Raw genomic sequence first — 20889 nt, forward strand, 5'->3', positions numbered from 1 at the left:
CCTAGACCACCGCGTCGGACCGGACCACGATGTGGTCGAACCCCAGATGGTGCAGGCACTCGCGCAGGATGAGCAGCGTGGCCGCGAAGGCGTTGTCCTGCGCAAAGGTGTCCTGCGTGGCGGGGCGCCCCAGGCTGAGGGCGGCCAGGCGGTTGAAGGTGTGCTCCACCGCTTCCAGCGGCAGGCGCAACTCCGGCTGCGCCGGCAGGCCCGCAGCCAGCGCGATCTGGCGTATGCCGCCGTCGGCTGTGTAGAGCGTGGAGCCGGGCGCCAGCAGGTCGCGCACCGGCATCACCGCATCTTCCACCAGCATGATCGCGTGCTCCATCTCGGCCTCCGTGGGCGGCTGGTGGGCAAAGCAGGTGGCGGCCGTCACGCGCGCGCCGATGTCCAGCGTGCGCAGCAGCGCGGGCGCGTCTGCGGCGCCGCTCAGCAGCCGCGTGTGCGCGCCACCGATGTGCAGCGTGGTGAGGGCGTCGGCCATGCCCTCGGCGCGCAGGGCCTGGTACAGCGCGGCGGCATCTTCGGGAGACAGTGGCGCGGGCGTCTGGGGCATGGGGCCTTCCGGTAGCGGGAATGCGGCGATTGTGCGGCACGGGCGGCGTGCAGCGCCGCCCATGAAAAAGCCCTCCGAAGAGGGCTTGCAGGCTAAGCCGGGCAAAAGGGGCGATCAGCCGCCCTTGTTGCTGCGCTTGCCAGGGTTTTTCTTGCTGCGCGTGGCCACGCCGCGCTCCAGGCTCACGCGCTGGCCGCGGCCGTGGGTGGTCACTGCCATGCCGGGCATGGGGGTGGGACGGGGAGTGCGCTTGCGGTCGGCTTCGGTGACGATTTTGTTGCCCATGATGGCTCCTGAAATGAAAACGGTGAAAACGCCCTATTAGGCCATAGCCGCGAGCGCCCTTCCAAGGCCGAGGGGTGTGCCAGGCGTGACACCAAATCTGCTATTAATAAATGAGCTGTTGGGGCACGTCTGGTGAGGCATCCACGGCAATTTTGCCGTGGCATTGCCAGTGGCGGTGCGCGCGGCATCTGTCAGACAGCACCTTGCCGGCATGTCGGCAAGCGCCCATTGACGGGCCTGCCCGCGCCCTTCAAGAATGGCAGCTGTCATGGAGACCGAGGGACATGCCATGAAGCATCTGCTCCACTCCCTGGAGGCCAGCTTGGCGCTTTCCCCTGTAGGGGTGGCTGTCGAACTGCCCGACGGCGCGCGCCTGGGTGACGCGAATGCCGACCTGCGGTTGCGTTTTCGCGACCGCATGGCCGTGGTGGCCCTGGCCATGGGTGAGATCGGCAACGTGGGCACGGCCATCGTCGAAGGCCGCGTGGCGTTGGAAGGCAGCATGCGCCAGTTGATGACGGCGGCCGCGGCGCTGCTCAAGCTGAACCCCACGCACGAGGGACCGGCGACTGGGTGGCAGCGCGTGTTGCTGCGTGCGCGTTCGATGGCGGCGCACACCCTGTCCCATGACGCACGCAATATCCAGTTCCACTACGACCTGTCCGACGACTTCTACGCCCTGTGGCTGGATCCGCGGCGCGTCTATTCCTGCGCTTATTACCGCGTGCCTGACATGAGCTTGGCCCAGGCACAGGAGGCCAAGCTGGACCACATCTGCAGGAAGCTGCTGCTGCGTCCCGGCGACCGCTTCCTGGACATTGGCGCTGGCTGGGGCGGGCTGCTGCTGTGGGCCGCGCAGGAGTACGGCGTGGACGCCACGGGCATCACGCTGTCGCGCAACCAGCATGCGCATGTGCAGCGGCTCATCGAGGAGCGCGGCCTGCAGGGTCGTGTGCGCATGCAGTTGCTGGACTACCGCGAACTGCAGGTGGAGCAGCCGTTCGACAAGATTGCCTCGGTCGGCATGTTCGAACATGTGGGCCGTTCGCAGATGGAGCGGTACTTTGCCACCGTGCACCGCCTGCTGCGCCCGGGTGGTCTGCTGCTCAACCACGGCATCACGTCGGGCGGGCTGGACAATCCCCGGCTGGGCGCCGGCTTGGGCGATTTCATCGAGCGCTACATCTTCCCCGGCGGCGAACTACTGCATGTGAGCACGGTGCTGCACGACATGGCCCGGGCCGGGCTGGAGATGGTGGACACCGAGAACCTGCGTCCGCACTACGCCCGCACGCTGTGGGCCTGGTCGGATGCGCTGGAGGCCCGTCAGGACGAGGCGCGCAGCGTGCTTGTCGCGCAGCACGGCAAGGAACGCGGCGAGAAGGCCCTGCGCGCCTACCGGCTGTACCTGGCGGGCTGCGCCCTGGCCTTCGAGCGCGGCTGGACCGCGCTGCACCAGATGCTGGCCGTGCGGCCCACGGGCCACGTGGAAGATGGCGTGCTCAAGGGTGCGCAGTCCGACTATCCTTTCAGCCGCGCCTACATGTATGAAGGCCCTGCGGCCACCCACTGATCCTTTGTCCTGGAACTTCGATGCTTTTCAAATTCAAATCCCGCGCCACCGCCGACGTCATCATGCTGGAGCCCAATGGCAAACAGCTGCTGGAGATCATCGGCAAGTCGCCGAATGAGCCGCACGGCATCATCACCGCCGCGCAGATTCCTGCCGCCATCCGCGCGCTGGAAGAGGCGGTAGCGGTTGAAGAGGCCGCTGCAGCGGCCACCGCCCCGGACGAGGACGATCAGACCGAGGAAGAGGCCCCTCGCGGCGACGGCGTGCGCCTGCGCCAGCGCGCGGCGCCCTTCATCGACATGCTGCGCCGCAGCGCCGCCGAGGATTGCGACGTGGTCTGGTGACGCGCAGCGCGCCCTGGCGGGCGCGCGCATCCGCTCTTCAATCCACCTTCGCGCCGGACGCCTTCACCACCTGCGCCCACTTGCGGTGCTCGCGGTCGATCAGGCTGGCAAATTCGGCGCTCGTATTGCCGCCGGGAATCGCTCCCTGGGACAGCAGCCGCTCCTTGACGGCAGGGGTGGCCAGCGCCTTGGCCACTTCCTGCTGGACGCGCTGGACGATGTCGGCCGGCGTGCCCGCGGGCGCCAGCAGTCCGAACCAAGAACTGGCTTCGAAGCCCTTGAGCGCGGGGCCGCCGGCCTCTTCCACCGTGGGGACGTCGGGCAGGGCGGTGGAGCGTTTCGCGCTGGTGACCGCCAGCGCCTTGAGCTTGCCGCCCTTGATATGGGCCATGGAGGAGGGCAGGTTGTCGAACATCACGTCCATGTTGCCGCCCACCATGTCCAGCAGCGCGGGCGCAGATCCGCGGTAGGGCATGTGCAGCATGTAAGTGCCGGTCATGCTCTTGAACAGCTCGCCGGCCAGGTGGATCGAGGTGCCGTTGCCGCTGGACGCCATGTTGAGCTTGCCCGGGTTGGCTTGGGCATAGCGGATGAAGTCCTGCACGGTGTTGATGCCCAGGCTGCGCGCCTTCTCGGTGTTCATGACCATCACGTTGGGCACCGACGCGACAAGCGTGACGGGCGCGAAGTCCTTGATCGGGTCGTAGGGCAACTGCTTGTACAGCGCGCGGTTGATGCCATGCGTGCCCACGGTGCCCATCAGCAGCGTGTAGCCGTCAGGGGCGGACCTGGCCACCAGTTCGGCACCGATGTTGCCTCCCGCGCCGCCGCGGTTGTCCACGATGAACTGCTGGCCAAAGGCCTTGCCCAGCTCGGGCGCAATGGCGCGCGCCAGGATGTCGGTGGTCCCCCCGGCGGCGAACGGCACCACGATGCGGACCGGCTTGGCCGGCCATGGGCTGGCTTGGGCATACGCGGCGCCCGTGGCGCCCAGGCCCAATGCAAGAAGCGCCGCGATGGCGTGCAGGGCCTGGCGGCGCGGTGGGGTGCGGCGTGGGGTGGATGTGTGCGGCATGCGGTCTTTCCAAAAAGCGTGAAAGAAGGCTTCGGTTGTAGGCGCCGCAGCCGCGCAGGGGCAGCAGGATTACCCGCAGTTCCCATGAAAAAACGCCCGGTGCGCGGGCACCGGGCGTTGGCAGGAAAGGCGGGCAGACGGACGCGCCCGCCGCGCTGGCGCAGATCAGTCGGCGTAAGTGCCGGCTGCCTTGATCACCATGCCCCACTTTTCGATTTCGGACTGCACGAACTTCTTGTGTTCGGCCGGCAGCACGCGCTTGTCGGCCACCACCACGGCGCCCAGGCCTTCCTGCTTCTTGATGAAGTCAGGATCCTTCACGGCCACTTGCAGCGCTTCGTTGATGCGCGTCAGCACGGCGGCGGGCGTGCCCTTGGGGGCATACAGGCCATGCCAGACGGAGACGTTGAAGTCTTTCAGGCCGCTTTCCTGCAGCGTCGGCAAGTCCTTGAGCGAAGGCATCGTCAGGCGCTGGTTGGTGGTCACGGCAAAGGCCTTGACCTTCTTGCCCTCGATCTGCGTCGTGGTGTTGGTGGTCTGGTCGCACATCAGGTCGATCTGGCCGCCAATCAGGTCGGTGATGGCGGGCGCCGCGCCCTTGTAGGCCACGGGCGTCATGTGCGACTGCAGCGCGTGCTGGAACATCAGGCCGCACAGATGGCCGGCCGAGCCCAGGCCGGAGTGGCCCAGGTTCACCTTTTCCTTGTTCTGCGCAATCCAGGTGGCCAATTCCTTGTAGTTCTTGGCCTCCAGCGTCGGGCGCGAGATGATGGTCATGGGCACGTCGTTGACGATGCCCAGGAACTCGAAGTCGTTCAACACGTTGAACGACAGCTTGCGGTACAGCGTGGGGATGGTGGCCATGCCGATGTGGTTCAGCAGCAGGGTGTAGCCGTCCGGCTGTGCACGGGCCACCTTGGCTGCGCCAATGGTGCTGCCTGCACCGGCGGCGTTTTCGACGACGACCGTGGCACCGCCCAGGGGCTTGCGCAGGGCCTCTGCCAGGTCACGGGCCACGCGGTCGGTGGGGCCGCCGGCCGAGAAGGGCACGACGATGGTGATGTTCTTATCTTTGACCGGATAGGCCTGGGCGGATGCGCCGAATGCAGCCAGGATGGCGGCCGCTCCCACGGCGATCTTGAATGTCGTTCTCATGATGCTCCTTGGAAAAGAGGCGCAATCATAGAGAGGAACGGCGTGCCGGACATCAAGGAAACCCCCGAGGCCGCACCGCCTGACAAATGGGCGACGTTTGACCCCAGGGGGTTGACGCGGCTGCGGGCGGCTTGTGTGCCGCGCACGACGCCGTGGCGACGGACGGCGCCGGCCGGCCGCCCCGCGGGGCATCAGCGGTAGCTGCGCGCGTCTTCGATGACCTTGCCGTCGTTGGGCAGGCTGCCGGGAGGCACCATCTGCACGTCGCCGCGCAGCTTGGTCACTTCGCGCAGCGCTTCGGCCAGTTGCTGGGCCATGCCTGCGGCGGTTTCCGTGGTCTCCACCTGCAGCACCATCTGGTCGTTGGCCATCTCGCCGCTGACCACCAGCCGCGCGCGCTGCACCTGGGGGAAGCGCTTGACCACGCTGGCAATCTGGCCGGGGTGCACGAACATGCCGCGCACTTTGGTGGTCTGGTCCGCGCGGCCCATCCAGCCCTTGATGCGGGTGTTGGTGCGGCCCGTGGGGCACTGGCCCGGCAGTACGGCCGACAGGTCGCCGGTGCCGAAGCGGATCAGCGGGTAGTCGGGGTTCAGCGTGGTGATGACCAGCTCGCCCACTTCGCCCTCGGGCACCGGGTCGCCGGTGCCCGGGCGCACGATCTCGACGATCACGCCCTCGTCCAGCACCAGGCCTTCGCGCGCGCTGGTCTCATAGGCGATCAGGCCCAGGTCTGCCGTGGCGTAGCACTGGTAGCCCGTCACGCCGCGCGCGGCCAGCCAGTCGCGCAGCGAGGGCGGGAAGGCCTCGCCCGAGACCAGCGCCTTGGTCACGCTGGGCAGCGCCACGCCGTGTTCGTGGGCCTTGTCGAGGATGATCTTCAGGAAGCTGGGCGTGCCGATGTAGCCGGCCGGGCGCAGTTCGGCCATGGCCTGCACCTGCTGCTCGGTCTGCCCCGTGCCGCCTGGAAAGACCGTGCAGCCCAGCGCGTGGGCGCCGGTCTCCATCATCGAGCCGGCAGGCACGAAGTGGTAGCTGAAGCTGTTGTGGATCAGCTCGCCGGGGCGAAACCCCGCGGCATACATGGCGCGTGCCATGCGCCAGTAGTCCGGCCGCGCGCCCTCGGGCTCATAGATGGTGCCGGGGCTGGCGAACACGCGGGGCATGTGACGCCCGAATCCCAGGGCGCTGAAGCCGCCGAACGCATTCTGGCCGCGCTGCGCCTGCTGGCGCTCCAGCAGTTCGTACTTGCGCGTGACGGGCAGGCGGGCCAGCGCGGCGCGGTCGGTGATGGTGGTGGCGTCCACGCCCGCCAGGATGCCGGCGAAGGCGGGGCTGGCCTGCTGGGCGTGGGCGATCTGCCGGGGCAGGGCCGCCATGAGGGCGGCTTCGCGCTCGGCGGGGGCGCGGGTTTCCAGGGCGTCGTAGAACATGCTCATGCCTGGGTCTCCTGTCGTTGGGAGGGGTTTAGGGCAAAATAGGCCTCCAGCGCTTGCCTGTCAAGCGCTAGCAGCTATTAATTTGAGAGTAATTAGGCCAGCCAGCGCTTGCGGCGCTTGTAGCTCTTGACGTCCTTGAAGCTCTTGCGCTCGCCGCCGCCCACGCCCAGGTAGAACTCCTTCACGTCTTCGTTGCTGGCCAGGTCCTGCGCGGCGCCGTCCATGACGATGCGGCCGCTTTCCATGATGTAGCCGTAGTCCGCGTACTTCAGCGCCATGTTGGTGTTCTGCTCGGCCAGCAGGAAGGTCGTGCCTTCCTTGGCGTTGAGATCCTTCACGATGTTGAACACCTCTTCCACGATCTGCGGCGCCAGGCCCATCGAGGGCTCGTCCAGCAGCACGATGTTGGGGTTGCTCATGATGGCCCGGCCGATCGCGCACATCTGCTGCTCGCCGCCCGAGGTGTAGGCGGCCTGGCTGGTGCGGCGCGTCTTCAGGCGCGGGAAGTAGTTGTAGACCTTCTCCAGGTTGGCGGCGATCTCGCCCTTGTCGGTGCGCGTGTAGCTGCCGGTGAGCAGGTTCTCCTCGATGGTCAGGTGGGCGAAGCAGTGGCGCCCCTCCATGACCTGCACCACGCCGCGCTTGACCAGGTCGGCGGGCGAGAGGTTCTGGATCTGCTCGCCGCGCAGCTCGATGCTGCCCTTGGTGACCTCGCCGCGCTCGCCCTTGAGCAGGTTGGAGATCGCGCGCAGCGTGGTCGTCTTGCCCGCGCCGTTGCCGCCCAGCAGGGCGACGATGCCCTTCTCGGGCAGTTGCAGCGACACGCCCTTGAGCACCAGGATCACATGGTTGTAGATGACCTCGATGCCATTGACGCTGAGAACGATGTTTCTGGACTCCATAGCCTTGCCCTTGTAGTGGTGCCAATCGGCAGGGCTGTCGCCACAGCCCTCTCGATTGGCGGCTGCCCTGCGCAGCCGCTTGAACCTGGCGCAACCCGCGCCAGCAGGCGCCGTGGAACGGGTCTTGCCCGACCACCGGCGCCACCCCCTTCCCGAGCAGAAGGGCGATGGCGCGCAGCGCCTCAGGGGACGTCCTTAGGACTGGCAGTCGCCCGCTTCGCGGCGGGACATCTTCTTGTCGGCAAGGTACTTGTCCGCGCCGGCCTTGACCATAGGCTTGATGACCTGCTCATCGGCCTGGTACCAGTCGGACGAGAACTTCCACTGCTTGCCATCCCAGGTGTGCACGCGGGCCCAGGTAGAACCCATGTGGTCCGCGCAGCTGGTGGACAGCGGGCGCATCAGGTCGGTAAAGCCCAGCGCGTCCAGTTTTTTCTGGTCCAGCGCCAGGTTTTCCATGCCCCAACGCACCTGCTCGCCGGTCATGACCTTGCCCTTGCCGAAGCGCTCCTGCGCGCGGCGCACGGCCTCCACGCCCAGCATCTGGATGATCACGCCGCGCGTGTACAGCACCGAGCCCACTTCGTCCTTGGGGCCCGTGCCCTGGTTGGCGCCATGCACGTGCTTGAGGATGTCCTGCATGACCTTGGACTGCGTGCCATGGCCGTTGAGCGCCAGCGCGTGGTAGCCCTTGGCGCCATCGCCCACGTCGCGCACGTCCGGCTCGGCACCGGCCCACCACACGCCGTACATCTTGTCGCGCGGGTAGCCGGTGGCCTGGGCTTCCTTCAGGGCGGTGGAGTTCATCACGCCCCAGCCCCACAGCAGCACGTAGTCGGGGCGGCTCTGGCGCACCTGCAGCCAGGTGGCCTTCTGCTCCACGCCGGGCGCGGTCACGGGCAGCATCTGCAGCTCGAAGCCGTGCATCTTGGAGCGCTCCTGCAGCAGCGGAATCGGCTCCTTGCCGAAGGGGCTGTCGTGGTAGACCAGTGCGATCTTCTTGCCCTTGAGCTTGTCCAGGCCGCCGGCGTTCTTGCCGATGTGCTGGATCAGGATGTCGGCGCCGGTCCAGTAGCTGCCCATGTAGGGGAAGTTCCACTTGAAGGCCATGCCGTCCTGCGCGACCGACAGGCCATAGCCCAGCGTCATCAGCGGGATCTTGTCCACGGGCGCCTTCTCGGTCAGCGCGAAGGTGATGCCGGTGGCCTGCGGGTCGAACAGCGTCACGCCGGGGCGGCTCTTCAGACGCTCGTAGCACTCCACGCCGCGGTCGGTGGCGTAGCCGGTCTCGCACTCTTCCCAGGTCAGCTTCACGCCGTTCACGCCGCCGTCGCGCGCGTTGATCATCTTGATGTAGTCCTGCTTGCCGTTGGCCCATGGCACGCCGTTCGGGGCGTAGGGGCCCGTGCGGTACGACAGCAGGGGGAAGAACTGTTCCTTGGCCTGGGCGGCGGCGCCGCCTGCAAAGCCGGCCAGGGTGCAGGCCACCGTGGCGGCCGCAGCGAGTCGGGTGAATTTCATGGTCTTGTCTCCTTGTGGTTGGATGGAACGTCGCCTGAATTGCGCCGGTCGGCGCGGAACACACCTTGCAATGGCATCAATGGGGGAAGGGCCACACGCGCATCTTCTGCTTGCCGATGGACCACAGCTTGGCCAGGCCGTGGGGCTCCACGATGAGGAACCACACGATCAGCGCGCCGAAGATCATCAGTTCCGCATGCGACACGGCGGCGGTGGAGATGTCCACGCCGAACAGGCCGGCCACCGCGGGCAGGAACTGGTTCAGGAAGATGGGCAGCACCACGATGAAGGCCGCGCCGAAGAACGCGCCCATGATGGAACCCATGCCGCCGATGATGACCATGAACAGCAGGCGGAACGACACCTCGACCGAGAACGCCGCCGGCTCCCACGAACCCAGGTGCACGAAGGCCCACAGCGCGCCCGCCATGCCGACGATGAAGGAGCTGACGGCGAAGGCGCTGAGCTTGGCGTACATAGGGCGGATGCCGATCACCGCGGCGGCCACGTCCATGTCGCGGATGGCCATCCATTCGCGGCCGATGGCGCCGCGCACCAGGTTCTTGGCCAGCAGGGCCACGACTACCAGGAGCGTCAGGCAGAACAGGTACTTGGCCATGGCGCTGTCCAGCGGCATGCCGAAGACCTGCAGGTTGCTGACCGAGACCGAACCCGAGTCGGAATTGTTGGTGAACCACTTGATGCGCAGGAACATCCAGTCGCTGAAGAACTGCGCCGCCAGCGTGGCCACGGCCAGGTACAGCCCTTTCACGCGCAGGCTGGGCAGCCCGAACAGGATGCCGAAGAACGTGGCGCACAGCCCGCCCAGGATGAGGGCCGGGACCAGCGGCATCCCGGGGAAGCGCACGAAGAAGTTGAAGGCCCCGTAGGCGCCCACCGCCATGAAGGCGCCCGAGCCCAGCGAGATCTGCCCGCAGTAGCCCACGAGGATGTTCACGCCCAGCGCGGCCATGGACATGATGACCAACGGGATCAGGATGGCGCGGTAGAAGTAGTCCGACGCCATCGCGGGCACCGCCACGAAGGCCACGGCCAACAGCAGCAGGATGGCGATGCGGTCCTGGGTGATGGGAAAGATCTGCTGGTCGGCCTTGTAGGTGGTCTTGAACTGGCCGTTTTCGCGGTAGAACATTATTTACTCCAAATCTTTCAACCAAGGGCGATGATCTTTTGGCTGCGGGCACTGCGTGCCCTCGCAGGAAGACCATCCTTCGCCTGCGGCGAAGAACCCTGCGGGTTGATCGCGTATGTCATACGCGATCGATGATCTTCTCGCCGAACAAACCTTGGGGCCGGAACAGCAGGAACACGAGGGCCAGCACGTAGGCAAACCAGATCTCGATGCCGCCGCCCACGAAGGGGCCCAGGTACACCTCGGAGAGCTTCTCGCCCACGCCGATGATCAGCCCGCCGATGATGGCGCCCGGCACCGAGGTCAGGCCGCCCAGGATCACCACTGGCAGCGCGCGCAGCGCCACCGTGGTCAGCGAGAACTGCACGCCCAGCTTGGAGCCCCAGATCATCCCGGCCACCAGTGCCACGACACCGGCGACACACCACACGATGACCCAGATGTGGTTGAGCGGGATGCCGATGGACTGCGCCGCCTGGTGGTCGTCCGCCACGGCGCGCAATGCGCGGCCGGTCTTGGTCTTTTGAAAGAAGATGCTCAGCACCACCACCAGGGCGGCGGCAATGCCTGCGGCAATCACGTCTTCCTTGTTCACGAGCACGCCGCCCTCGAACACGGTGTCCAGCAGGAACACCGGGTCCTTGGGCATGCCGATGTCGATCTTGTAGATGTCGCTGCCGAAGAAGGTCTGGCCCAGGCCTTCCAGGAAGTAGGTGATGCCCAGCGTGGCCATGAGCAGCGTGGCGCCTTCCTGGTTCACGAGGTGGCGCAGCACCAGGCGCTCGATGAACCAGGCCACTGCGAACATGCACAGGCCTGCGATCAGGAACGCGGCCAGATTGGCCACGATGGGGTTGCTGATGCCGGTCCACTCCGGGATCCACTCGGCAAAGCGCGCCATGGCCAGGGCCGCGAACAGCACCATGGCACCCTGCGCGAAGTTGAAGACGCCCGAGGCCTTGAAGATCAGCACGAAGCCGAGTGCCACCAGCGCGTAGAGCATGCCGGCCATCAGGCCGCCGATCAGGGTTTCGAGAAAGAATGCCATTTGCTTGCCCTCAGTGGCTGGTGCCCAGGTAGGCGCGAATCACGTCTTCGTTGTTGCGCACTTCGTCCGGCGCGCCGTCACCGATCTTTTTGCCGTAGTCCAGCACCACGACGCGGTCGCTGATGTCCATCACCACGCCCATGTCGTGTTCGATGAGGACGATGGTGGTGCCGAACTCGTCGTTCACATCCAGGATGAAGCGGCACATGTCCTGCTTCTCCTCTACGTTCATGCCGGCCATGGGTTCATCGAGCAGCAGCACCTGAGGTTCCATGGCGAGGGCCCGGCCCAAGTCCACGCGCTTCTGCAGGCCGTAGGGCAACTGGCCGACGGGGGTCTTGCGGTGCGCCTGGATCTCCAGGAAGTCGATGATGTGTTCGACCTTCTCGCGGTGGGCGATCTCCTCGCGCTCGGCCGGTCCGATGCGCAGTGCCTGCAGGAGCAGGTTGCTTTTGATCTTGAGGTTGCGCCCGGTCATGATGTTGTCGATCACGCTCATGCCCTTGAACAACGCCAGGTTCTGGAAAGTGCGCGCGATGCCCATCTCGGCGACCTGGCGGCTGTTCATGTGGCCGAACGTCTGGCCGCGGAAGGTGATGGAGCCCTCGGACGGCGTGTACACGCCGTTGATGCAGTTGAGCATGGAGCTCTTGCCCGCGCCGTTGGGGCCGATGATCGAGCGGATCTCGTGCTCGCGCACGTTGAACGAAATGTCGGTGAGCGCCTTGACGCCGCCGAACCGCAGGCTGATGTTCTTGACGTCGAGGATGACGTCGCCAATCTTCTTGCTGGTCATGTGTCTGCTGCCTCGTTGCGTGTCAGGCGGCCGCCCGGGTGGCGGGGAAGGTCTTGGCGTCGGTGATCTTCAGCGTGGCGCTCACGCTGCCCTTGCGCCCGTCCTCGAACTTCACCTGCGTTTCGATGAACTGCTCGGCCTTGCCCGTGTACAGCGCGTCCACCAGCACGCCGTACTTCTCGGCGATGAAATTGCGGCGCACCTTGCGCGTGCGGGTCAGTTCGTCGTCGTCGGGGTCCAGCTCCTTGTGCAGCACCAGGAAGCGCGCGACCTGCGTGTCGGCCATGCCGGCTTCGGCGGCCAGGTCGGCGTTCACCTGCGAGATGCAGTCGGCGATCAGCTCGATCACCTTGGGCTTGGAGGCCAGGTCCACATAGCCGCCGTAAGGGATGCCCTGGCGCTCGGCCCAGTTGCCCACGGCCTCGTAGTCGATGTTGATGAAGGCGCAGACCTGATCGCGCTGGTTGCCGAAGCAGACGGCTTCCTTGATGTGCGGGAAGAACTTGAGCTTGTTCTCGATGTAGTTGGGCGCGAACATGGCGCCGCTGGCCGTCTTGCCCACGTCCTTGGCGCGGTCGATGATGCGCAGCTGGCCGTTGGCGTCGATCACGCCGGCATCGCCGGTGTGGAAGTAGCCTTCGGCGTCGATCACCTCGGCGGTGGCGTCGGGCCGCTTGTAGTACTCCTTGAGCACCGACACGCCCTTGACCAGCACCTCGCCGTTGTCGGCGATCTTCAGCTCGATGCCGGGGGCCGCCTGGCCCACGGTGTTCAGGTCCACCTGGCCATCACGCTGCAGGCAGACGTAGGCGCAGGTTTCCGTCTGACCGTAGAGCTGCTTGAGGTTGATGCCGATGGAGCGGAAGAAGCGGAACAGGTCGGGCCCGATGGCCGCGCCTGCCGTGTAGGCCACGCGGATGCGCGACAGGCCCATCACATTGCGCAGCGGTCCGTAGATGGCGAGATCGGCCAGGCGGTACTTGAGGCGGTCAATTGCGCCCACGGGCTTGCCGTCCAGGAGATCGGAGCCCACACGGCGCGCCAGCTGCATGCATTTCTCGAACAGCCAGCGCTTGGGCGCGGCGGCGTCTTCCATGCGGATGGAGACCGACGTCAGCATGCCTTCGAACACGCGCGGCGGGGCGAAGTAGTAGGTGGGGCCGATCTCGCGCAGGTCGATGGAGACGGTGCTGGCCGACTCGGGGCAGTTGATGGTGAAGCCGGCCACCATCCACTGCGCGAGCGAAAAGAGATGGTCTCCCACCCACGCAGGGGGCAGGTAGGAAATCACGTTGTCCTGCGGGCCCAGGCGGTCCACCTCCACCGCGCCTTGCGCAGAGGCGATGAAGCTGGCATGCGTCTGGCACACGCCCTTGGGCTTGCCCGTGGTGCCCGAGGTGTAGAGGATCACCGACACGTCCTGCGGGTCGATCTGCTCCACCAGGGCATCCCATGCGCCGGGGTGGGCCTTGTCCCACTCGGCGCCGCGCGCCACCAGCTGCGCGGTGCTGATGAGGCCCGGCTGGTCGTAGTGGCGCAGGCCGCGCGGGTCGTCATAGATGATGTGCTGGATGCCGGATACCGATTCGCGCACCTCCAGCAGCTTGTCCACCTGTTCCTGGTTTTCGGCAAACGCGAAGGCAATCTCCGCGTCCTGGATGACGAAGGTCATCTCGGCGGCCACGGCGTCCTGGTACAGCGGAATCGGCACGCCCCCCACGCTTTGCACGGCTACGAAGCCCATGTACAGGTGTGGCCGGTTGTCGCTGATCAGCGCCAGGTTCTGGCCCTTGGCAAAGCCCAGCGACAGCAGCCCGCAGGCCATGTGGCGCACCTCGGCCGCGGCGTCCTTCCAGCTCCAGGTCTGCCAGATGCCATATTCTTTCTCGCGCAGTGCTGCAGCGTCGGGGCGCTGGGCGGCGTGCTGCAGCAGTAGATGGGGGAATGTGGTCTTCATTCCGGTTCCTATCAGGGTCTGTGGAGGGCAGCGCACGGGAAACAAGAAGTCCGCTGCCGGTTTGCAACCAATGGTAGGAACGACTTTGACGTTATCTTGTCTTTACGATGACAATTCAAGGGTTAGTCCTCAGGGGTCTAACCCTGACCGCCCTCGACAGGTGGTGATCGCGGGGGGCTGAGGGGTTCATGGGCGCGACAGGCGAGGGCGCTATGCTCGCCGCCATGTACGCCCCGTTCTTCGGACTCGAACACCCGCCTTTTTCCATCGCGCCCGACCCGCGCTACCTCTTCATGAGCGAGCGCCATCGCGAAGCCCTGGCCCACCTGCTGTATGGCCTGGATGCGGGCGGCGGCTTCGTGCTGCTCACCGGCGAGATCGGCACCGGCAAGACCACGGTGTGCCGCTGCTTCCTGGAACAGATTCCGCCGCAGTGCAACGTCGCTTACATCTTCAACCCGAAGCTCACGGTGCCTGAGCTGCTGCGCTCCATCTGCGACGAATTCGGCGTGGCGCACCGCCCCGCCATACCGGGGGCGGAGACCGTGAAGGACTGCCTGGACCCGCTCAACGACTTCTTGCTGCAGCAGCATGCGGCGGGGCGCAACAACGTGCTCATCATCGACGAGGCGCAGAACCTCGCGCCCGATGTGCTGGAACAACTGCGCCTGCTCACCAACCTCGAGACCAGCGAGCGCAAGCTGCTGCAGATCATCCTCATCGGCCAGCCCGAGCTGCGTGCGATGGTGGCGGCGCCGGAGCTGGAGCAGCTCGCGCAGCGCGTGATCGCGCGCTACCACCTGGACGCCTTGAGCGCCGACGAAACACGCCAGTACATCGCCCACCGCATGGCCGTGGCCGGGCTGCAAGGGCCGCTGCCTTTTCAGCAGCGGGCGCTGGCGCGCGTGCACGCGCTCACGGGTGGCGTGCCGCGGCGCATCAACCTGCTGTGCGACCGTGCCCTGCTGGGTGCCTACGGCGCGGGTGTGCGCGAGGTGACCGATGCCATGGTGCGCCGCGCCGCGCGCGAGGTGTTCGATGCGCCCGCCACGGCGCGCCCGGGCACGGCGGGGCGCTGGCTCGCCGCTGGAACCGGCGGGCTGGTGGGCGCTGCGGCGCTGGGCGGGCTGGCCTGGGCCCTGGGCTGGTGGCCGCTCGCAGACGGTGGCGCCGGCTCCACACAGGCGCAGGCACAGACACAGACACAGAGGCCGACCATCGCCGCGTCGGCTGCGGCCGTGCCCGCGTCATCCCCCGCCTCGGCTGCTTCTGCACCCGACGCGCCGGCCCCGCCAGCGCCCCCGCCGACATTGGCGCAGTTCCTGGCCATCCAGCCCGTGGCGCAGGCGCCGGCGGCCTGGCAGGCGCTGGCCCGGCAGTGGCAGGCGAGCGTGCCCGACGGCGCCGCGGACCCTTGCACCGCGCTGGCGTCCGAGGGCCTGCGCTGCTACCGCAGCCGCCGCGCCAGCCTGAACCTGCTGCGCCAGCTCGACCGGCCCGTGCTGCTGATGCTGCGGCCCGCCGAGGGCGATGCGCAGGGCGAGGCCCTGGCGCCTGAGGTGGCGGTCTTGCTGCGCCGGCTGGATGACGGCACCGCCACGCTGGAAGGCGTGCAGGGCCAGACGCTGCAGGTGCGCGTGACGGAGCTTGCGCCGCTGTGGCGCGGCGAGGTTGCCACGCTGTGGAAGGCCCCTGCCGAGCTGGCCGATTCGGGCGACGTCACCGCCACTGCCGCGGGCGCCGCCTGGCTGGACCAGCAACTGGCGGCCGCCGGCGCGGGCACCGCCGCAGCCCGTACCGCAACGCCCGCCGCGCGCCGCGCGCGCATCCACCAATTTCAGCTGGGCCAGGGCCTCACGCCCGATGGCCGCGCTGGTCCCTTGACCCTGATGTTGCTCAACCGCGCCGCAGGCGTGCCGGAGCCGCGTTTGCTCAGCGGAGCCTGAACCCATGTCCTACATTCTTGATGCGCTGCGGCGCGCCCAGGCCGAGCGCGGCCGTGGCAGCGTGCCCGGCCTGCATACCCCCGCGTCGCCCGTGGCGGTGCCCACCGTGCAGCGCGCCGCACCGGCGCGGGGGCTGCCCTGGATGGTGCTTGCAGCGCTGGCGGGCGTTGGGGCGGCAGCCGGCGCCTGGTGGCTGGTGCGTGCGCCCAGTGCGACGGTGGCCGCGGTGGTGCCGGCGCCTGCACCCGCAATACCGGCACCTGCCGCTCCGGCCTCCGCCGTGCCGGCCCAAGGGGCAGCGCCGTTGCCCGAAACTGCGCCCGCAACCACACCAGCGCCAACACCAACACCAGCGCCAACACCAGCGCGAGCACCGGCATCGGCATCTGCACCAGCATCCAAACCCACGCCCGAGCGCTCTGCCCGCGCCGAAGCGCCTGCCCCCCGGCCCGAGCGCAGCGCGCCGGCCCCCGCGGCGCCTGCCCGCGCACCGGCCCCGCGCGCTGCGCCGCCGGCTCCCGCGCCGCAGGAATCGACGGGAACCGTCTTTGCCCTGGCCGACCTGCCGGCGAGCGTGCGTGAGCAACTGCCCACCCTGCAGCTCGCGGGCGTGACCTACTCGTCCAATCCCGTGTACCGCATGGTGATCGTCAACGGCCAGGTGCTGCACGAGGGGGATACCGCCGCCCCCGGCCTGGTGCTGGAGCGCATCGAGCCGGCGCGTACCGTGTGGGCGTTCCGCGGCTACCGCTATGCCTTGCCGACGCAGTGATGGGTTTCTAGTCAAACAGGGCTTGATCCCAGAATCAGTAAGCGCTAACAGCTATTAAATAAATAGCATTTGAGTGTGTCGATACCTCGGACCGGCCAGGCGTTGGTTCGTGGTATTCCCGCTGCCCCGCTGCGCGCTTTGACCGCATGCTTGCGCGCATGAGCCAAGACGCCTCCCTGCACCAGCGGCGCCGCCCGCCCACGGCCCAAGAACTCAGCGGCATTCCCTGGATGGCGTTGCTGCAGCCCGCCGAGCGCGAACGGGCGGTGGCCGCGCTGGCCGTCGGCGATGCCCAGCCGGGCGACTACGTGTGCCGTGTGGGCCGGCCGGTGACGTACTGGTTTGGGGTGGTCGAGGGCCTGCTCAAGATGAGCGCGGACAACGCCGACGGGCTGACAATGACCTTCACCGGCGTGCCCCCCGGCGGCTGGTTCGGCGAAGGCACGGCGGTCAAGCGCGAGCCCTACCGCTACAACATCCAGGCCCTGCGCAGGAGCGTGGTGGCGGGCCTGCCCATCGACACCTTCCATTGGCTGCTGGACCATTCCATCGGCTTCAACCGCTTCGTGATGAACCAGCTCAACGAGCGCCTGGCACAGTTCATCGCCGCGCGGGAAATCGACCGCCTCACCAACCCCGACCTGCGCGTGGCGCGCAGCCTGGCGGCGCTGTTCAACCCCGTGCTCTACCCGGGCGTCGGGGAAGTGCTGCGCATCACCCAGCAGGAGCTGGCCTACCTGGTCGGCCTGTCGCGCCAACGTGTGAACGAGGCCCTGGCGACCCTGGAAGCGCAGGGGGCGATCCGCGTGGAGTACGGCGGCCTGCGCGTGCTGGACCTGCAGGCGCTGCGCACCAGCCTGTTCAGGCGGATGGAGCCGGCGGACGCGGACCGCCCCGGGCCCCGGCGCCGCGCTTCACCGCGCAGGGCGCCGGCCGACGAGAACGAGCCTGCCGCCATGATCTGAAGGCGCGGTAGAGGGGGCGGGGCGCGGCGCGCTCCATGGCGCGAGACAATAGCGCCATGCCCGAAACGCCCGCCCGTCCCCCCGCACGGTCCGTCCCCGCACCGTCCGCTTCTGCTTCCCCCACTCCGCTGCGCCCGCGGCTGGTGCTGCGCAAGCCGATCGCGCCCGCAGCACCTGTGGCCGCCGGCAAGGCGCCGGGCCGGTCCGCAGGCCGGACGGCCGGCACGGCCGCACCCAGCGGCGCGGCAGGTGCCCCCCGTACGGCGAGCCGGCACGCGCCGGCCGCGCCGCGCCCTCCTGCCACCCGTGCGCCCGCTGGCGCTGCGCAGGCGCCTGCAGACGGCCGCATGCGCCTGAACAAGCGCATGGCCGATCTGGGGCTGTGTTCGCGCCGCGAGGCCGACGACTGGATCGCCCAGGGCTGGGTGCGCGTCAACGGGCAGGTGGCGGCCATGGGGCTGCAGGTGGGGCCGCACGACCGCATCGACGTGGACCGCGCGGCCCAGGGCCACCAGCGCCAGCAGGTGACCATCCTGCTGCACAAGCCCATGGGCTATGTGAGCGGCCAGGCCGAGGACGGCCACACGCCGGCCGTGGCGCTGATCAACCCACGTACGCACTGGAAGGACGATGAGAGCCGCACGCGCTTCGCGCCGGCGCAACTCAAGGGCCTGGCACCCTGCGGGCGGCTGGACATCGACTCCGTAGGCCTGCTGGTGCTGACGCAGGACGGCCGCGTGGCGCGCCAGCTCATCGGCGAGGACTCGACGGTGGACAAGGAGTACCTGGTGCGCGTGCAGTACGGCGATCGCGCGCAGGATGTGCGCGCCGTCTTCCCCGCCGACAAGCTGGCGCTGCTGAACCATGGCCTGGCGCTGGACGGCCAGGAGCTCAAGCCGGCGGTGGTGGAGTGGCAGAACCCCGAGCAGTTGCGCTTCGTGCTGCGCGAGGGCAAAAAGCGCCAGATCCGCCGCATGTGCGAGCTGGTGGGCCTCAAGGTGGTGGGCCTCAAGCGCATTCGCATCGGCCAGGTGCTGCTGGGCAAGCTGCCGCCGGGCCAGTGGCGCTACCTGGCGCCGGGTGAGCGCTTTTAAGCTATTAAATCAGGAGCTGCTAGCGCTCGCCAAAATGGCGTTTGCAGTTCAAAACCCATTGAAATGCAGAAAAGGAGAGCGCAAGCCGCTCTCTTTTTTGATGGCTGCGGTGGGCGTTCAGTCGCTGCTGCCGCTCGACAGCGGTGCGTTGTAGATCACCGCGCCCAGGATCGCGCCGACGCTGGGGCATGCGGCCAGCGTGGCATCGGTTGGTGGCAAATCGCCGTGCCGCGCCCCTTGAAGCCGGGCGCGGCGCCCCCACCTGCGCATGCGTTCCGGCCGCGCCGGAGAACATGGTTGAATCCCCTGTGATTTCTTTCCCGTTGCCTTTGTTTGAAAAACACCTATGAGCAAGCACACCCATTCCTTCCAGGCCGAAGTGGCGCAACTGCTGCACCTGGTCACGCATTCGCTGTATTCCAACAAAGAGATCTTCCTGCGCGAGCTGGTCTCCAACGCCTCGGACGCCTGCGACAAGCTGCGCTTTGAAGCGCTGAACAATGCCGCGCTGTACGAGGATGCGCCCAACCTGGAGGTGCGCGTGTCCTTCGACAAGGAAGCGCGCACGCTGACCATCACCGACAACGGCATCGGCATGAGCGAGCAGGAGGCCATTGACCACCTGGGCACGATCGCCAAGAGCGGTACGCGCGACTTCATGAACCGCCTGTCGGGCGACCAGAAGGCCGACGCGCAGCTGATCGGCCAGTTTGGCGTGGGCTTCTACTCGGGCTTCATCGTGGCCGACCGCATCACGGTCGAGAGCCGCCGCGCGGGCCTGCCCGCCAGCGAAGGCGTGCGCTGGGCCAGCGGCGGCGCGGGTGACTTCGAGGTAGAGGCCATCGAACGTGCGGCGCGCGGCACCAGCGTGATCCTGCACCTGCGCGAAGATGCCGAGGAGTTCCTCAACGCCTGGAAGATCAAGCAGGTGATCGGCAGGTATTCCGACCACATCAGCCTGCCCATCCTCATGGAGAAGGAGGAGTGGAAGGAGAGCGAGAAGGAAGGCGAGCCCGGCCAGATGGTGAAGACCGGCGAGTGGGAAACCGTGAACAAGGCCAGCGCCCTGTGGACGCGGCCCAAGAAGGACATCACCGACGAGCAGTACCAGGACTTCTACAAGTCCATCAGCCACGACTTCGAGAATCCGCTCACCTGGAGCCACAACCGCGTCGAGGGCAACACCGAGTACACGCAGCTGCTGTACATCCCTGCCAAGGCGCCATTCGACCTGTGGAACCGCGACAAGAAGGCCGGCGTGAAGCTGTACGTCAAGCGCGTGTTCATCATGGACGACGCCGAGTCGCTCATGCCCAGCTACCTGCGCTTCGTCAAGGGCGTGATCGACTCCGCCGACCTGCCGCTGAACGTGAGCCGCGAGCTGCTGCAGGAAAGCCGCGACGTGCGCCTGATCCGCGACGGCTCGGTCAAGCGCGTGCTGTCCATGCTCGAGGACCTGGCCAAGCACGACAAGCATGAGGCAGCGGCGGAAGGCGCCGATGGCGTGCAGGACGTGGTCAGCGCCGAGGACAAGGCCAAGGAAGGCAAGTACACCCAGTTCTACGCCGAGTTCGGCGCCGTGCTCAAGGAAGGCCTGGGCGAGGACTTCGCCAACCGCGAACGTCTGGCCAAGCTGCTGCGCTTTGCCTCCACCACATCGGATACGCCGAGCGTTTCCTTTGCCGACTACAAGGCGCGCATGAAGGAGGGCCAGGAGGCCATCTACTACATCACCGCCGACACGCTGGCCGCCGCCAAGAACAGCCCGCAGCTCGAAGTCTTCAAGAAGAAGGGCATCGAAGTGCTGCTCATGACCGATCGCGTGGACGAGTGGGCGCTGAACTACCTGCAGGACTTCGACGGCACGCCCCTGCAGTCCGTGGCCAAGGGCGCGGTGGATCTGGGCAAGCTGCAGGACGAGGCCGAGAAGAAGGCCGCCGAGGAGGCCGCCGAGGCCTTCAAGCCCGTGCTCGCCAAGCTCAAGGAAGCGCTCAAGGACAAGGCCGAGGACGTGCGCGTGACCACGCGCCTGGTCGATTCGCCCGCTTGCCTGGTGGTACAGGACGGCGGCATGAGCACGCAGCTCGCGCGCCTGCTCAAGCAGGCAGGCCAGAGCGCGCCTGACGCCAAGCCCGTGCTGGAAGTGAACCCCGAGCATGCGCTGGTCAAGAAACTGGACGGCAGCGTGCACTTTCACGACCTGGCACACATCCTGTTCGACCAGGCGCTGCTCGCTGAGGGCGGCCTGCCTGAGGATCCGGCCGCGTACGTGAAGCGCGTGAACGCGCTACTGGCCTGAGGCGGGCTT

At 67.3% G+C, this 20889-nt stretch carries 18 protein-coding genes; 7 read left to right on the top strand and 11 right to left on the bottom strand.

Going from position 1 to position 20889, the window contains the following annotated elements:
- Position 1: 1 nt before the first annotated feature.
- Together QY917_RS16135 and QY917_RS16140 are read right to left on the bottom strand one after the other, a co-directional pair.
- Positions 2-556: a hypothetical protein gene (locus QY917_RS16135; RefSeq protein ID WP_302077929.1), complete on the bottom strand. Its 555-nt coding sequence runs from the start codon at positions 554-556 to the stop codon at positions 2-4.
- Positions 557-670: 114 nt separating this feature from the next.
- Complete coding sequence (locus QY917_RS16140; RefSeq protein WP_012655490.1) at positions 671-841, bottom strand: hypothetical protein; 171 nt, start codon at positions 839-841, stop codon at positions 671-673.
- 289 nt (positions 842-1130) lie between these two features.
- Here QY917_RS16140 and QY917_RS16145 point away from each other — a divergent pair, with 289 nt between their 5' ends.
- Both QY917_RS16145 and QY917_RS16150 read left to right on the top strand, forming a co-directional pair.
- The gene (locus QY917_RS16145; protein WP_123675233.1) at positions 1131-2414 is read left to right on the top strand and encodes a class I SAM-dependent methyltransferase; all 1284 of its coding nucleotides are present in this window, start codon (positions 1131-1133) and stop codon (positions 2412-2414) included.
- A gap of 20 nt (positions 2415-2434) precedes the next feature.
- Entirely contained in the window at positions 2435-2758 is a 324-nt protein-coding gene (locus QY917_RS16150) for a DUF1840 domain-containing protein (protein WP_011803921.1), read from the top strand.
- Positions 2759-2795: 37 nt separating this feature from the next.
- Here QY917_RS16150 and QY917_RS16155 read toward each other — a convergent pair whose 3' ends face one another.
- From QY917_RS16155 to QY917_RS16195, 9 genes are all read right to left on the bottom strand, one after another.
- Complete coding sequence (locus tag QY917_RS16155; protein ID WP_123674889.1) at positions 2796-3833, bottom strand: tripartite tricarboxylate transporter substrate binding protein; 1038 nt, start codon at positions 3831-3833, stop codon at positions 2796-2798.
- 165 nt (positions 3834-3998) lie between these two features.
- Positions 3999-4988 (bottom strand): tripartite tricarboxylate transporter substrate-binding protein, encoded by a 990-nt coding sequence (locus tag QY917_RS16160; protein ID WP_011803923.1) that lies wholly within the window; start codon positions 4986-4988, stop codon positions 3999-4001.
- A gap of 191 nt (positions 4989-5179) precedes the next feature.
- Positions 5180-6427, bottom strand: coding sequence for a phenylacetate--CoA ligase family protein (locus QY917_RS16165; RefSeq protein ID WP_012655494.1), 1248 nt, complete (start codon positions 6425-6427; stop codon positions 5180-5182).
- A 92-nt stretch (positions 6428-6519) separates the two neighbouring features.
- Entirely contained in the window at positions 6520-7329 is an 810-nt protein-coding gene (locus tag QY917_RS16170) for an ABC transporter ATP-binding protein (protein WP_012655495.1), read from the bottom strand.
- Positions 7330-7524: 195 nt separating this feature from the next.
- The gene (locus QY917_RS16175; protein ID WP_012655496.1) at positions 7525-8850 is read right to left on the bottom strand and encodes an ABC transporter substrate-binding protein; all 1326 of its coding nucleotides are present in this window, start codon (positions 8848-8850) and stop codon (positions 7525-7527) included.
- 76 nt (positions 8851-8926) lie between these two features.
- The gene (locus tag QY917_RS16180) at positions 8927-10003 is read right to left on the bottom strand and encodes a branched-chain amino acid ABC transporter permease (RefSeq protein ID WP_012655497.1); all 1077 of its coding nucleotides are present in this window, start codon (positions 10001-10003) and stop codon (positions 8927-8929) included.
- 118 nt (positions 10004-10121) lie between these two features.
- Complete coding sequence (locus QY917_RS16185) at positions 10122-11051, bottom strand: branched-chain amino acid ABC transporter permease (protein WP_012655498.1); 930 nt, start codon at positions 11049-11051, stop codon at positions 10122-10124.
- A gap of 10 nt (positions 11052-11061) precedes the next feature.
- A complete protein-coding gene (locus tag QY917_RS16190) occupies positions 11062-11847 on the bottom strand; it encodes an ABC transporter ATP-binding protein (protein ID WP_011803929.1) in 786 nt (261 codons plus the stop codon).
- Positions 11848-11869: 22 nt separating this feature from the next.
- Positions 11870-13804, bottom strand: a complete 1935-nt coding sequence (locus tag QY917_RS16195) for a long-chain fatty acid--CoA ligase (protein ID WP_041835859.1) — start codon at positions 13802-13804, stop codon at positions 11870-11872.
- A gap of 224 nt (positions 13805-14028) precedes the next feature.
- Here QY917_RS16195 and QY917_RS16200 point away from each other — a divergent pair, with 224 nt between their 5' ends.
- The 5 genes from QY917_RS16200 (at position 14029) to htpG (ending at position 20880) form a co-directional block, all read left to right on the top strand.
- Positions 14029-15750 (top strand): ExeA family protein, encoded by a 1722-nt coding sequence (locus QY917_RS16200; RefSeq protein ID WP_123675234.1) that lies wholly within the window; start codon positions 14029-14031, stop codon positions 15748-15750.
- Positions 15751-15754: 4 nt separating this feature from the next.
- On the top strand, positions 15755-16522 hold the full coding sequence (locus tag QY917_RS16205; RefSeq protein ID WP_123674890.1) for a general secretion pathway protein GspB: 768 nt from the start codon (positions 15755-15757) through the stop codon (positions 16520-16522).
- Positions 16523-16680: 158 nt separating this feature from the next.
- Complete coding sequence (locus tag QY917_RS16210) at positions 16681-17487, top strand: Crp/Fnr family transcriptional regulator (protein WP_302077938.1); 807 nt, start codon at positions 16681-16683, stop codon at positions 17485-17487.
- A gap of 56 nt (positions 17488-17543) precedes the next feature.
- Entirely contained in the window at positions 17544-18581 is a 1038-nt protein-coding gene (locus QY917_RS16215) for a pseudouridine synthase (RefSeq protein ID WP_302077940.1), read from the top strand.
- A gap of 346 nt (positions 18582-18927) precedes the next feature.
- On the top strand, positions 18928-20880 hold the full coding sequence (htpG, locus tag QY917_RS16220; protein ID WP_123674892.1) for a molecular chaperone HtpG: 1953 nt from the start codon (positions 18928-18930) through the stop codon (positions 20878-20880).
- Positions 20881-20889: the final 9 nt, after the last annotated feature.

Source organism: Diaphorobacter sp. C33, assembly GCF_030503915.1.
In the GTDB taxonomy this organism is placed as follows: domain Bacteria; phylum Pseudomonadota; class Gammaproteobacteria; order Burkholderiales; family Burkholderiaceae_C; genus Diaphorobacter; species Diaphorobacter nitroreducens.